The organism is Klebsiella terrigena (assembly GCF_006539725.1).
GTDB lineage: Bacteria > Pseudomonadota > Gammaproteobacteria > Enterobacterales > Enterobacteriaceae > Klebsiella > Klebsiella terrigena.
Genome location: NZ_BJNO01000008.1, coordinates 111,277 through 124,319, shown reverse-complemented (window position 1 = coordinate 124,319; position 13,043 = coordinate 111,277). Strand labels below are relative to the sequence as shown.

Sequence of the window (13,043 nt, the reverse complement as noted above, 5' to 3'; positions counted from 1 at the left end):
GTGCATTGTTTGTCTGGAGTTTTAGTTTAACTTGTACTGAGGAAAATCTAATGTCCAAAATCGTTAAAGTCATCGGTCGTGAAATCATCGACTCCCGTGGTAACCCGACTGTTGAAGCCGAAGTACACCTGGAAGGTGGTTTCGTTGGTATGGCAGCAGCTCCGTCAGGTGCTTCTACTGGTTCCCGCGAAGCGCTGGAACTGCGCGATGGCGACAAATCCCGTTTCATGGGCAAAGGCGTACTGAAAGCTGTTGGCGCGGTTAACGGCCCGATCGCTCAGGCAATCCTTGGCAAAGACGCCAAAGACCAGGCTGGCATCGACAAGATCATGATCGATCTGGACGGTACTGAAAACAAATCTAACTTCGGTGCGAACGCAATCCTGGCCGTGTCCCTGGCGAACGCCAAGGCAGCAGCAGCTGCTAAAGGTCAGCCGCTGTTCGAACACATCGCTGAGCTGAACGGTACCCCGGGCAAATACTCCATGCCGGTTCCGATGATGAACATCATCAACGGTGGCGAGCACGCGGACAACAACGTCGACATCCAGGAATTTATGATTCAGCCGGTTGGCGCTAAATCCCTGAAAGAAGCCGTACGTATGGGTTCTGAAGTGTTCCATAACCTGGCTAAAGTTCTGAAAGCTAAAGGCATGAACACTGCAGTAGGTGACGAAGGCGGCTACGCGCCGAACCTGGGCTCCAACGCTGAAGCTCTGGCAGTTATCGCTGAAGCGGTTAAAGCTGCTGGCTACGAGCTGGGCACCGACATCACTCTGGCGATGGACTGTGCGGCTTCTGAATTCTACAAAGACGGTAAATACGTTCTGGCCGGCGAAGGCAACAAAGCGTTCACCTCTGAAGAGTTCACTCACTTCCTGGAAGACCTGACCAAACAGTACCCGATCGTCTCTATCGAAGACGGTCTGGACGAATCTGACTGGGACGGCTTTGCATACCAGACTAAAGTTCTGGGCGACAAAATCCAGCTGGTTGGTGACGATCTGTTCGTAACCAACACCAAGATCCTGAAAGAAGGTATCGACAAAGGCATCGTTAACTCCATCCTGATCAAATTCAACCAGATCGGTTCTCTGACCGAAACTCTGGCTGCGATCAAAATGGCGAAAGACGCTGGCTACACTGCCGTTATCTCTCACCGTTCAGGCGAAACTGAAGACGCTACCATCGCTGACCTGGCTGTTGGTACCGCTGCAGGCCAGATCAAAACCGGTTCTATGAGCCGTTCTGACCGCGTTGCTAAATACAACCAGCTGATTCGTATCGAAGAAGCTCTGGGCGAAAAAGCACCGTACAACGGTCGTAAAGAGATCAAAGGTCAGGCATAAGCCCGTCTTTATCTGATATAAAAATGCCAGTCTGCGGACTGGCATTTTTTTTGTCCGCAGACCGGCGATTATTTAAAGTCGACGGCCATCTGTTGCGGAATAGAAAGCCCGCGGGTCGTTTGCACGCAGCGGTCAATGTAATCGGTAAAGCGCGGCGGTTTGGGCATCCCCATACTCAGCAGCTTATCGTTACTGAAGCGGACGTTAAGCGTGGCGAACGCGCCGTACAGGCGCATGGCTTTGAGCATCAGGCGCTCGTTGCACGGACCAAAGATATCTTTTAGCTCACGGCGCATCTTAACCAGCGTCTCGTAGCTCACCTGGGCATAGCTGTCGCCGACCGGCAGACGCTCCAGCGCTGAGGCCATCGCGCTGTCAATCTCGGCAAACTTGACGCTATTTTCCTCCCCCGCCGAAATATGCACCACTTCTCCACGAGCCAGCGGGCTGTCGAGCAGCATCAGCAGCGCGTCGGCACAGTAATCAACGGGAATAACATCAATCCTGTCCTCCATCGAACACATGAACTTTTGCAGCATCAGGCCCATGCTGAATACCCAGAAGATGCTGCTGGAGGGCTGGCAGCCGTGATGGGTATGGCCGACGACGATAGAAGGGCGGGCGATAGTCAGCGGGAGCGTCGGGCACTCCTGCTGCATCAGCCGCTCGATGGTCGATTTAGAGTGCGTGTACTCCACAAGGTGCTCGGCGCGTTCGCGGAATTCGGCGCTTTCCGCAACCAGAGAATCAGGCTCCGGCGAGCACGACATTGCCGTGCCAACGTGCAGGAAGCGCTGCAGCCCGGAGACCTCGGCCATGCGCTGGGCAAAGCGGAGCGTCCCCTCAACGTTGACTTTCCAGATCAGCGGATTGTTGCCGAACGAGGCGACGGCGGCGCAGTTGAGCACGTGGGTGACGCCGTCGAGGCGCGGATCGGCAAGGAATCCTTCTGGATTCGCCAAATCACCCAGCAGTATGTGCCGGGTACTCAGCGTCGCCAGCGTCTCCTCGGCGATATTGAATTTACGCAGATTGTCTTTAACCCGGGCAAGCGCTGCTTCACCATTATCGGCACGAACTAAAAGCAGCAGATTAACCCCATTTTTTTGATTCAGGATATTCTCTAGAACTGCTCCACCCAGAAATCCGGTAACGCCTGTTATTAATAATGTATTCATGGATACAGTCTCATCATGGTTAGTCGAGTGGATTCTAGGCGGGCTAAACTAAACGGCGGGTAAATGGCAAATGGGCCATTTAGGCCATTCCTTAAGACGGTATTAAGGTTATGAACGGGCGCCGATTGGATTCGACATCAGGCTATTTATAAAGATTCGATCTTTCATGTATCAGTTTGTACATGTATGATTTTAATGGTTATTTTATTTAACGATCGGTTTTTTAAATTTTTATAAAATGTAATACTTAAAACATTTGGTTACATCAAAGGCGTGAATCTAAAAAATAAAATGAATTATTACCCGGCGGCGGAAAGTTTATAAATCTGGCGGCGTGAAGAGGAACAATAACCGCAGTTTTATCTTCTGATGGTTGGCCTTAGGGCTGGGTGGAGTGAAGCGCACGCCATCGCAGCTGAGGACAAGACCTGGGCGTGCAAATCTGCGATAATGATCGTTTAGAACCTAAACAGAGATGATTATGCAGTACCCGATTAACGAGATGTTCCAGACCTTGCAAGGCGAGGGTTACTTTACCGGCGTGCCCGCCATTTTTATTCGCCTGCAGGGATGCCCGGTTGGTTGCGCCTGGTGCGATACCAAACATACCTGGGACAAACTTGCCGATCGGGAAGTGTCGCTGTTTAGCATTCTGGCGAAAACCAAAGAGAGCGATAAATGGGGCCCGGCCAGCGGCGAAGATCTGCTGGCGATTATTGGCCGCCAGGGGTGGACCGCTCGTCACGTGGTGATCACCGGCGGTGAGCCCTGCATCCACGATCTCACCCCGTTGACGACCCTGCTTGAGCATAACGGCTTCAGCTGCCAGATTGAAACCAGCGGCACCCATGAAGTGCGCTGCAGCCCGCGAGCCTGGGTGACGGTTTCCCCTAAGGTCAACATGCGCGGCGGTTACGACGTGCTGTCGCAGGCGCTGCTGCGCGCGGATGAAATCAAGCATCCGGTGGGTCGCGTGCGCGATATCGAAGCGCTGGATGAACTGCTGGAAACGCTGACCGACGACAAGCCGCGGATTATCGCTCTGCAGCCTATCAGCCAGAAAGAGGATGCGACGCGTCTCTGTATCGAGACCTGCATCGCCCGCAACTGGCGGCTGTCGATGCAAACGCATAAGTACCTGAATATTGCCTGATTAATCGCCGGGTAGCTACGTACTACCCGGCGCGTCCACTACGCGTTCGACCAGCTTTGAATCGCGTCAACATTTTCCAGACTACCGTGGGTGACCGCATACGACTTTTTCAAAATCGTATCCGTATAGGTGGTTAATTCCCTGAAAATTCCCTTATTTAACGCCTCATACCTGCTGGCATTCTTCTCTATCGGCATAAAGGTATCTTTTACCCGCACCATATTTTCAACCGCTGCCTGGTATGAGGGATATAAACTCAATCCAACCGCGGCGTTGATTGCCGCCCCAAGGCTGGCGCAGCCGTTAATCACGTTACGCCTGGCCGGCAGGTTAAATACGTCGGCGAAGATCTGCATAAAGAGGTTGCTGTTCGAACCGCCGCCGGTAATGATGATATGTTTAGCAAAGTGATTCATTTCATTGCACATATTGTCATAGTTATTTTTCAGCGTCAGCGCAACGCTCTCCAGAATGGAGCGATAAATCCACGCGTAATCCATGCTGGAATCAAAACCGATCATGATCCCACGTTTATAGGGCTCCCAGGGATTCGTTAACCAGTCCAGCACGGTCATTAAACCGTTGCAGCCCGGTGGCACCGCTGCGGCCTTTTTATTTAACAGATCTTCCGGCGACAGGCCCTGGGCCCCGGCGTCCTTAATCAAGGATTCGCCCAGCATGTCCCGCAGCCAGCTCACCGTCCACATCCCCTTGCGAATACCGTATCCCTCGTACAGCAGCGTCTCGGGAATGGAGGACATAATCGGCCAGTAGGCGACGGGATCTTTCGGCAGCGCTTTGCCATTCATCATCAGGGCGATATAGGTGCCCAATGAGATAACCGCCGTTTCGTCATCCAGCAGCCCTGCGCCGAGCGCCTCAACCGGCTTATCGCTGGTGGTGCAGATAACGGGCAATCCTACCGGGAAGCCGGTTGCGTGGGACGCCTGGCCGGTGAGATGACCCAGAATCGTGCCGGGCATCTGCACATCGAATAGCATCCGGCGTGGAATATTAAACTGCTTAACAACCGCCTCATTGTCGCTCCACGCCCAGGTTTGATAATCCACCGGCCACTGGCCAAAGTAGTTGGCGATATTGTCCTTAAACTCACCGGTTAAGCGGTGCGACAGATAGCCGGAAAATGAGGTGACCCAGGCCACGTCGGGATTGGTGTGCTCATAAGGCCGGGTGACGCGGGCGTCCTGCCAGCTAATCAGCGGTTCCGCGGGCGTACCGTCGGCTTTAAGGAGTGCGCGGCAGCAGCGGATTGAGCCGAGGCCGATGCCGACGATATCCTCTTTCTGGCCGGTAAACCGGCTCATTAGATCCTTCCCGGCGAGGCAAAGCGAGGTCCACAAATCATCATCAGGATGCTCCGCCGTATCGGCGTCCGGGGTGTGCATGGGTTGCAGCAGGCCCTTTCCCTCGCACACCACGTTTCCCTGCAGGTCGTACATCACGACCTTGGTGCTCTGGCTCCCGCCATCGATTCCAATGATGTATTTCTTCGACATTATTATTCTCCTTTAATTTTCACCCTCACTCGCCGACAGTCTCTGCGGCAAGCGATGCCTCGCGTGCCGTCGTGGCGTCGGTGCGGCGTATTTTTCGAAACAGCAAAAAGGTAAAGAGGATCACCATGCACAGCGCGGCCAGGCCCATCAGCCACATGTTGCGATAGGCGTCTGCGGCGGGGAGGGTGTCCTGCCAGTGGCCGACGATCGGATAGACAAAAACGTCGGGCAGGAAGCCAATGACCGAGCAGATACCGACGGTTGTTCCCATAATATAGCCCGGCGTCCTCGCTTCGCCGGGGCAGGCCCAATAGAGCCCGCGCGAAGCGTAGCAGGTGAAGCCCAGCAGCAGAATCAGGCCGATCCCCATCGCCACGGACTGCGGGTTTGAATTGGTGGCCAGCAGAGCGACCAGCGCCAGAACCCCCACGACCGACAGCAGTTGAATGACGCGGGTCGGGGATTTGACTCTGCTGTAGGTGGTAATAATGCCGCCCAGCGGGCCGCAAATCGCGCGGAAGATTTTGTTGATGACGATCCCCATATAGCTCGCGGCCACCAGCGACATACCGTACATTTCCGTCAGGTAGTTAGTGGAGTAGCTGAGGATGGCGTAGATGGTAAAGACGCCAAAGATGACCATGCTGCAGTACCAGGTGGTGCTGATGCGCAGGACGGCGAGGATATCGCTTAGCTGAAACGCTTTTTTCTCTTCCTGCGCCGCGCCGCTGCGCTGGGGGGCGTCGCTGACAAAGAACCAGCACAATATCCCCAGCAGGATGTAAACCACGCTGTAAATCAGGATAACGACCTTCAGGCTGTTGCTATCGTCGGGCGCAAAGCGGGAAAAAGCCCACATGGTAAACACCGCCAGCGACATAACGCCAACGCCGCGCAGCCCCTCCATCCAGCCCATAATTTTCCCCTGTTCGCTATGATCGCCGAGCAGCGAGGCGGCTTTAATTGAAACGGACCACAGCATCAGAATGGTGGTGATGGCAAAGGCAACCTGAATACAAAGCATGGCCCACAGCGGTGGATAGGTTGCCATTATTAAACCGAGCAGACCGGTCACGATCATCGCCGAAGTAATCATTTTGCGGTGCGAGAATTTATCGGCAATAACCCCGCTGGGTGCATAGAGAATAATAGCAGTAATACCAAAGGTGCTCATAATTAAGCCTATTTCGGTATTGCTAAATCCCATAAATTTTGCCATTGGGATTTGATAGATATAGCGTAAATAGGCAAGGTCAAAGCTGACTCCGCCGCTAAAACTAATAATGGCAAGCGTTATCCAACGGCGATATGAATTCTGTTGCATATCGTGATCTCATTTTGAATAGACGAAAAAAAGAGAAAAGTAAGCCGCCTTTGCAGGTGGATTACTTTTCTCTGGTCTCTAGTAATTGCGATTATGAATAACATGTCAGCGTGGGTTTTAGTGTGAGAATAATCACGCTTCGTAGTTTTACGCTTAATTTATGAGTGAAATATTTATCTGTGATTGCGATCACATTAGCTGCCTGAGCGCTGTGCTAAAAAATTAGCTCAGTTACCAGAGACAATGAGAAAGGTAACTTCCCTCTCGTGGGGGAAGTTACCTTTCTTTTTTTTTGCCTAAAGGAATTTGGAGCCAACTATGTCAATCGAATCTCTTAACGCATTCTCAATGGATTTCTTCTCTCTGAAAGGTAAAACGGCAATTGTCACCGGCGGCAATAGCGGACTGGGTCAGGCCTTTGCCATGGCGCTAGCGAAAGCCGGCGCGAATCTGTTTATCCCAAGCGTCGTCAAGGACAACGGAGAGACAAAAGAAATTATTGAAAAACAGGGCGTTGAAGTTGAGTTTATGCAGGTGGATATTACCGCCAAAGGCGCGCCGCAGCGGATCATCGCCGCCTGCTGTGAACGCTTTGGCACGGTCGATATCCTGGTTAACAATGCCGGGATTTGTAAGCTCAATAAGGTGCTGGACTTCGGGCGGGCGGACTGGGATCCGATGATCGATGTTAACCTGACGGCGCCGTTCGAACTCAGCCATGAAGCGGCAAAAATTATGATCCCGCAAAATAGCGGCAAAATTATTAATATCTGCTCGTTATTTTCTTACCTCGGCGGCCAGTGGTCACCGGCTTATTCAGCAACTAAGCATGCGCTTGCCGGTTTCACTAAGGCCTATTGCGACGAGCTGGGTCAGTATAATATCCAGGTCAACGGCATCGCCCCTGGCTATTATGCAACAGATATCACACTGGCTACCCGCAGTAATCCGGAAACCAATCAGCGCGTTCTGGACCATATTCCGGCAAAGCGCTGGGGTGATACTCAGGATCTCATGGGGGCAGCCGTATTTTTAGCCAGTCAGGCATCCAATTATGTTAACGGTCATCTGCTGGTGGTCGATGGCGGTTATCTGGTGCGTTAATTTTCAATCGGTGGTTTCTGTATTTTTATTTATTGTGTTACGTAATATCACTCAATATGCATCGAGGCTGAAATAAAATAATTACCCGTGAATATCGCACCCGAGGTGATTGGGGTTTATGCCGGCCGTTAATAAAGAAGTAGCTTGAGTGATGCCGCGTCTATTCCGAATTAATTATCAGGAAGGTATTACTATGTCTTTATCCCGTGAAGCGATTGTTGATCAGTTAAAAGAAATTGTCGGTTCCGATCGCGTGATTACCGATGAAACCGTGTTAAAGCGCAACAGTATTGACCGCTTTCGTAAATATGCTGATATCCACGGCGTCTTTACGCTGCCGCTGCCCGCTGCGGTCGTCAAGCTAGGCTCCACCGAACAGGTTTCAAGCGTGCTGTCCTTTATGAACCAGCATAAAATCAACGGGGTCCCGCGTACCGGCGCTTCGGCGACCGAAGGTGGCCTCGAAACCGTCGTGGAAAATTCCGTGGTGCTGGACGGCGCCGGGATGAACCAAATCCTGAATATTGATATCGAAAATATGCAGGCAACCGCGCAGTGCGGCGTGCCGCTGGAAATCCTCGAAAACGCGCTGCGGGCAAAAGGCTACACTACCGGGCACTCGCCGCAGTCTAAGCCGCTGGCGCAGATGGGGGGACTGGTGGCAACCCGTAGCATCGGCCAGTTTTCCACGCTCTACGGGGCAATCGAAGATATGGTGGTCGGGCTGGAGGCCGTGCTGCCCGATGGCACCGTCACCCGCATCAAAAACGTTCCGCGGCGTGCCGCCGGGCCGGATATTCGCCATATCATCATCGGCAACGAAGGGGCGCTGTGCTATATCACCGAAGTGACGGTGAAAATCTTCAGGTTCACGCCGGAAAATAACCTGTTCTACGGCTACGTTCTGGATGATATGAAGGTGGGCTTCAGCATCCTGCGCGAGGTCATGGTGGAGGGCTATCGTCCGTCAATTGCCCGCCTGTACGATGCCGAGGATGGCACCCAGCACTTTACTCATTTTGCCGATGGCAAATGCGTGCTGATCTTTATGGCTGAAGGCAACCCGCTGATAGCGAAAGCCACCGGCGAAGGCATTGCGCAGGTCGTTGCGCGCTATCCGCAGTGCCAGCGCGTAGACAGCAAGCTGATTGAAACCTGGTTTAACCACCTCAACTGGGGCCCGGAAAAAGTGGCCGCCGAACGCGTGCAGATCCTCAAAACCGGCAACATGGGCTTTACTACCGAGGTATCGGGCTGCTGGAGCTGCATCAATGAGATCTACGAAAGCGTTCTCAACCGCATCCGCACCGAGTTCCCGCACGCCGACGATATCACCATGCTGGGCGGCCACTCTTCTCATAGCTATATGAACGGCACCAACATGTACTTCGTCTACGACTACAACGTGGTGGACTGTAAGCCGGAGGAGGAGATTGATAAGTACCACAACCCGCTCAACAAGATCATTTGCGAAGAGACCATTCGCCTCGGCGGCTCGATGGTGCATCACCACGGGATTGGTAAACACCGCGTTCACTGGAGCAAGCTGGAGCACGGCAGCGCGTGGCCGCTGCTGGAAGGGCTGAAGAAGCAGTTTGATCCAAACGGTATCATGAATACCGGAACGATTTACCCGATTGAAAAATAAGAGCGATAGCCAAAATAATTCGGCTCACCTGCGGGCCCTAAAATGCCAATCCCCTGGAGCAACGATTGCGATGTGACAGGGGAAAGCAAACGCAGCAGGCGGCTTGAAATCTGACGGCTATATACGGCTTCTCCACCGGGAAGCCGTTTTTACCGGATCATGAAGGGGGAGAAATGAACGCTTCACCGGTGCGAATGGACGACCTGCCGCTAAACGGCTTTCACTGCCGCATTGCCGCATTAACCTTCGGCGCGCATCTGGTTGACGGCTATGTCCTCGGCGTCATCGGTTACGCCATTATCCAGCTGACCCCCGCCATGAGCCTGACGCCTTTTATGGCCGGGATGATCGGCGGGGCGGCGCTGCTTGGCCTGTTTATCGGCAGCCTGATCCTCGGGTGGGTCTCGGATCACATTGGCCGGCAGAAGATATTCAATCTCAGCTTTGTCCTGATTACCGTCGCCTCTTTTCTACAGTTTTTTGCCACCACACCTGAACAGCTCATTGGCCTGCGGATCCTCATAGGCATTGGCCTGGGCGGGGATTACTCCGTGGGCCATACGCTGCTGGCCGAATTCGCGCCGCGCCGGCATCGGGGTATCCTGCTCGGCGCGTTTAGCGTGGTGTGGACCATTGGTTACGTTCTGGCAAGCCTCGCCGGGCACCATTTTATTAGCGAAAACCCGGAAGCCTGGCGCTGGCTGTTGGCCTCGTCCGCGCTGCCGGCCCTGCTAATCACGCTGCTGCGCTGGGGGACGCCGGAGTCTCCGCGCTGGCTGTTGCGCCAGGGCCGTTTCGCCGAGGCCCACGCCGTGGTGCGCCGCTGTTTTGGCCCGCACGTGCTGCTTGGCGATGAGGTAGTGGCGGCAACCAATAAACGGATCGGAACGCTATTTTCACCGCGCTACTGGCGGCGAACGGCATTTAACAGCATCTTTTTCGTCTGCCTGGTGATCCCGTGGTTCGTTATCTATACCTGGCTGCCCACCATCGCGGAAACCATCGGTCTTGAAGATGCGCTGACCGCCAGCCTGATGCTGAATGCGCTGCTGATCGTTGGCGCGCTGCTGGGCCTGGTATTAACCCATCTGCTGGCCCACCGTCATTTCCTGCTCGGCAGCTTTCTGCTGCTGGCGGCGACGCTAATCGTTATGGCCTGCCTGCCGGCGGGCAGCCACTGGACGCTGCTGCTTTTTATCTTATTCAGCACCACGATTTCGGCGGTCAGCAACCTGGTGGGGATTTTACCGGCGGAAAGCTTTCCTACGGATATCCGCTCGCTGGGCGTTGGCTTCGCAACCGCCATGAGCCGGCTTGGGGCCGCCATCAGCACTGGCCTGCTGCCCTGGACCCTGGCGCAGTGGGGAATGACGGTTACCCTTTTGCTATTGGCCGGCGTACTGCTGATCGGCTTTGTAGTGACCTGGCTGTGGGCCCCGGAAACCAAAGCGCTGCCGCTGGTGGCCGCCGGGAGCGGCGATAAAAGACAAGGAGGAGCGAATGAACATTCTGTTGGCGTTTAAGCCTGAGCCGGACGCCGGCATGCTGGCTGAAAAGGACTGGCAGGCCGCCGCACTGGATACCTGCGGGCCGGATGTCTCACTATTGCGCAGCGCCATCGGCGCCGATGAGCAGGCCGCCGCCGCGCTGCTGCTGGCCCAGCGCGGCGCGGGCTGCGGGATGACCTTGACCGCATTAAGTATTGGCGACGAGCGCGCGCTGCACTGGCTGCGCTACTTTGCTGCGCTGGGCTTTGACCAGCGGGTGCTGTTGGAAGTGGCTGCGGATCTGCGCTTCGCGCCCTCGTTTATCGCCGGACAGATTGCCGACTGGCAGCGTAGCCACGGCGGAGAGCTGATCGTGACCGGCTGTCAGAGCAGCGAAGGGCAAAATGGTCAGACGCCTTTTCTGCTGGCGGAAATGCTCGGCTGGCCCTGTTTCAACCAGGTTGAACGCTTTACGCTCGAACCGCCTTTCGCCGTTGTCGAGCAGCGAACGGACGCCGGTATCCGCCGCTGCCGGGTGCGCCTACCGGCGGTGATTGCCGTCAGGCAGTGCGGCGAAGTGGCGCTCCCGGTGCCCGGCATGCGCCAGCGCCTGGTGGCGGCAAAGGCGGATATCGTGCGCCAGGCGGCGACCGCTGAGGCGCAGCCCGACGTACGGTGCCTGCGTCTGACTCGTCCGGCGCAGCGGCGCGCGGCCGCTATCGTGGAGGGCGCGACGGCGCAGGAGAAAGCCAGGGCGCTGTGGGAGAACTATTTATGCCAGAGGATGCGGCCATGAAGATTGCGATAGTGATGACGGCCGGCGACAGCGCCGCGATAGGCGGCTGGCTGGCGGCAAACGATCTCGCTTCGGCGGATCTCGAGCGCTGGACGTCAGACGCCGGGGCGGAGGTCGCCGGGCAGCTTCTGGATGCGCTGGTCGCTCAGTGGCGGCAGACGCCGGCGGATATAGTGCTGTTCCCGGAGGGGGCGTTGGCCGATGAGCTGGCCACGCGGCTGGCCTGGCGCCTGCGGGGAAGTAGCGTATGTCAGGTGCAATCGCTGAACGCGGCGGAAGGTTGGGTGACGAAGCCTCATTGGGGCAACGCGCTGACGGCCACGCTGGAGGTGAGCGCCCGGCCGCTGTGCCTCTCACTGGCGCGCCAGGCCGGGGGGAAGGCGTCCGGGGATTTACCTTGCGGCCTGCCGGAGCGCCGTATCGTCCCCGCGGCGCAGCCCGACTGGCTGAAGGAGATTGAGCGCGTTGAGCGCACGGGAGCGCATCCTTTAGCCACGGCGGAGCGGGTGCTGGTTGTTGGGCAGGGCGGCGAGGAGGCCGATGCGGAAAGCATCGCGGTGCTTGCGCAAAATCTGGGCGCGGAAGCGGGCTACAGCCGAGCGCGGGTGATGAATGGTGAGCATGATGCCGATCGCCTGGTGGGGATATCCGGCCATCTCCTGGCCCCGGATATCTGCATTGTGGCGGGGGCATCGGGGGCGGCGGCGCTGATGGCGGGAGTGCGCGATAGCCGATTTATCGTGGCGATTAATCATGACGCCGGCGCGCCGGTGTTCTCCCAGGCAGATGTAGGCATCGTGGATGACTGGCTACCGGTGCTTGAAGCACTGGCAGCCAGCGCGCACGATTAGTTAAGCTGCTTCGCTAATTTCCAGACGCCGGTGTTGGTGGTTGAAAGGGCCGCCACGCCAGCTTTCATCGCATTACGCGCATCTTCTTCGTCGCAGACCAGGCCGCCGGCAATCAGCGGCTGGTGAATCTTCTCCGTCACCCATCCCAGCACTTTTGGCATGCAGCCCGGCAGGATTTCAATACAGTCCGGATTGGACTGTGCCACCTGCTTGTCGATATTGTGAAAGGAAATAGAGTCGACGATAAACAGGCGATGAATGCAGAAAAAGCCCTCCGCCCTGGCCGCTTTTAGCATCGGCGCTTTGGTGCTGATGATCCCGTCCGCTTCGGTAACCAGCTTCAAAAACTGAATCACCACCTCTTTATTCGACGCCCCCTCCAGCAGGTCGACATGAATAAACGCGTATTTACCGGCGTTTTTGATTTTCTTCACGATGTTGCTGATGGTGCAGATATTGCCGTACAGCACGGAGATAAACTGGCACTCGGAATCGATGGCTAACTGCAGGCTGGCGTTATCTTTGACGGCCGCGATGACCGGATTTTGTCGTAGCAGGTGTAACAGGGGCATGGTGTGTCCTTCATATTTTTCTCGTCATCATTCAGGCTGCGAATGCGCTAGCCCTCCTGCAACC

At 55.5% G+C, this 13,043-nt stretch carries 11 protein-coding genes; 7 read left to right on the top strand and 4 right to left on the bottom strand.

Features of this window, described 5'->3' with window-relative positions; genetic code table 11:
• Window positions 1–50 precede the first annotated feature (50 nt).
• Entirely contained in the window at window positions 51–1,349 is a 1,299-nt protein-coding gene (gene eno, locus RTE01_RS11850) for a phosphopyruvate hydratase (RefSeq protein ID WP_041146973.1), read from the top strand.
• Between the two features lie 68 nt (window positions 1,350–1,417).
• On the opposite strand, the gene RTE01_RS11845 is transcribed toward eno, so the two are convergent.
• Window positions 1,418–2,527 carry an SDR family oxidoreductase gene (locus RTE01_RS11845; RefSeq protein WP_041146972.1) on the bottom strand — a complete coding sequence of 370 codons (1,110 nt, stop codon included), beginning with the start codon at window positions 2,525–2,527 and terminating at the stop codon, window positions 1,418–1,420.
• A gap of 481 nt (window positions 2,528–3,008) precedes the next feature.
• Here RTE01_RS11845 and queE point away from each other — a divergent pair, with 481 nt between their 5' ends.
• Entirely contained in the window at window positions 3,009–3,680 is a 672-nt protein-coding gene (gene queE, locus RTE01_RS11840; protein WP_041147731.1) for a 7-carboxy-7-deazaguanine synthase QueE, read from the top strand.
• A 38-nt stretch (window positions 3,681–3,718) separates the two neighbouring features.
• Here the strand turns inward: queE and RTE01_RS11835 are convergent, their stop codons facing one another.
• A complete protein-coding gene (locus RTE01_RS11835) occupies window positions 3,719–5,197 on the bottom strand; it encodes an FGGY-family carbohydrate kinase (RefSeq protein ID WP_141335046.1) in 1,479 nt (492 codons plus the stop codon).
• Window positions 5,198–5,222: 25 nt separating this feature from the next.
• Window positions 5,223–6,521: an MFS transporter gene (locus RTE01_RS11830; protein ID WP_141335044.1), complete on the bottom strand. Its 1,299-nt coding sequence runs from the start codon at window positions 6,519–6,521 to the stop codon at window positions 5,223–5,225.
• Window positions 6,522–6,839: 318 nt separating this feature from the next.
• On the opposite strand from RTE01_RS11830, the gene RTE01_RS11825 reads away from it, so the two are divergent.
• The 5 genes from RTE01_RS11825 to RTE01_RS11805 all read left to right on the top strand — a co-directional run bounded on the left by RTE01_RS11825 (window position 6,840) and on the right by RTE01_RS11805 (window position 12,407).
• A complete protein-coding gene (locus RTE01_RS11825) occupies window positions 6,840–7,625 on the top strand; it encodes an SDR family oxidoreductase (RefSeq protein ID WP_134527482.1) in 786 nt (261 codons plus the stop codon).
• A 193-nt stretch (window positions 7,626–7,818) separates the two neighbouring features.
• Window positions 7,819–9,273, top strand: coding sequence for an FAD-binding oxidoreductase (locus tag RTE01_RS11820; RefSeq protein ID WP_115192016.1), 1,455 nt, complete (start codon window positions 7,819–7,821; stop codon window positions 9,271–9,273).
• A gap of 173 nt (window positions 9,274–9,446) precedes the next feature.
• Window positions 9,447–10,796 (top strand): MFS transporter, encoded by a 1,350-nt coding sequence (locus RTE01_RS11815; protein WP_255313527.1) that lies wholly within the window; start codon window positions 9,447–9,449, stop codon window positions 10,794–10,796.
• Window positions 10,774–11,556 carry an adenine nucleotide alpha hydrolase family protein gene (locus RTE01_RS11810; RefSeq protein WP_141335042.1) on the top strand — a complete coding sequence of 261 codons (783 nt, stop codon included), beginning with the start codon at window positions 10,774–10,776 and terminating at the stop codon, window positions 11,554–11,556. The genes RTE01_RS11815 and RTE01_RS11810 overlap by 23 nt, the downstream gene beginning before the upstream one ends.
• The gene (locus RTE01_RS11805; protein ID WP_134527477.1) at window positions 11,553–12,407 is read left to right on the top strand and encodes an electron transfer flavoprotein subunit alpha/FixB family protein; all 855 of its coding nucleotides are present in this window, start codon (window positions 11,553–11,555) and stop codon (window positions 12,405–12,407) included. Before RTE01_RS11810 ends, RTE01_RS11805 begins: the two co-directional genes overlap by 4 nt.
• Here the strand turns inward: RTE01_RS11805 and RTE01_RS11800 are convergent.
• Complete coding sequence (locus RTE01_RS11800) at window positions 12,404–12,979, bottom strand: glycerol-3-phosphate responsive antiterminator (RefSeq protein ID WP_041146964.1); 576 nt, start codon at window positions 12,977–12,979, stop codon at window positions 12,404–12,406. The genes RTE01_RS11805 and RTE01_RS11800 overlap by 4 nt on opposite strands.
• Window positions 12,980–13,043 lie beyond the last annotated feature (64 nt).